Origin of the sequence: Pseudomonas sp. EL_65y_Pfl2_R96 (genome assembly GCF_963970905.1) — a bacterium.
Taxonomy (GTDB): domain Bacteria; phylum Pseudomonadota; class Gammaproteobacteria; order Pseudomonadales; family Pseudomonadaceae; genus Aquipseudomonas.
Genome location: NZ_CAXAQH010000150.1, coordinates 1 through 596, shown reverse-complemented (window position 1 = coordinate 596; position 596 = coordinate 1). Strand labels below are relative to the sequence as shown.

The following is a 596-nucleotide window of genomic DNA, read 5'->3' as shown; positions in this document are numbered from 1 at the left end:
CTTCTTCAAGACCGAGCTCGAACTCGGCCACTGCCTGCGTCTGCCCGAGGAAGGCCCTTGCGAGTGCGACCTATATCTCACCTGCTCGCGGTTCGTCACTACGCCGGCCTATACGCCTCGACTGCGCGAGCGTCGCGCAGTCGAGCTTCGCCTAATCGAAGATGCCCGCGAGCGCGGCTGGGGACGCGAGGTCGAGCGGCACGAGTGTGTCGTCCGCCCGATCGATACGCTGCTCGTCGATCTCACCCGTAGCTCCTCGGGATGCTGATTTTGAGGCGGGTCGTCTTCCGCCTGCGGCGGTTGCGCTCGATGGCATGCGAGGAAACCTCGCATGCCATCGAGCGCCTGAATAGTATCTTATAAATGGCCGGGTGGGATTGATTGTCCAGATAACCACCGATCATGTTTTCGCACTCTGCCACCTACTCGGGTTCCGCTTCGCGCCCCGGCTGCGCGATATTGGCGACCGCAAGCTGGGTTCGATCGCTGCGCCATCGACATACAAGGGCATCGAAAATCTGATTGGCCGCACCATCAAAACGGCAGCGATCGAGGCCGATTGGGATGACATCGTCAGGATTGTCGCCTCAATCAAG

The 596-nt window shown here is 60.6% G+C and carries 1 protein-coding gene and 1 pseudogene; both read left to right on the top strand.

Annotation, left to right across the window (positions count from 1 at the left end; translation table 11 throughout):
- The coding region (locus AACY49_RS29945) for a hypothetical protein (RefSeq protein ID WP_339527823.1) at window positions 1-268 on the top strand (268 nt) is incomplete at its 5' end.
- A 127-nt stretch (window positions 269-395) separates the two neighbouring features.
- Window positions 396-596: pseudogene (locus tag AACY49_RS29940) on the top strand (Tn3 family transposase); the annotation flags it as partial.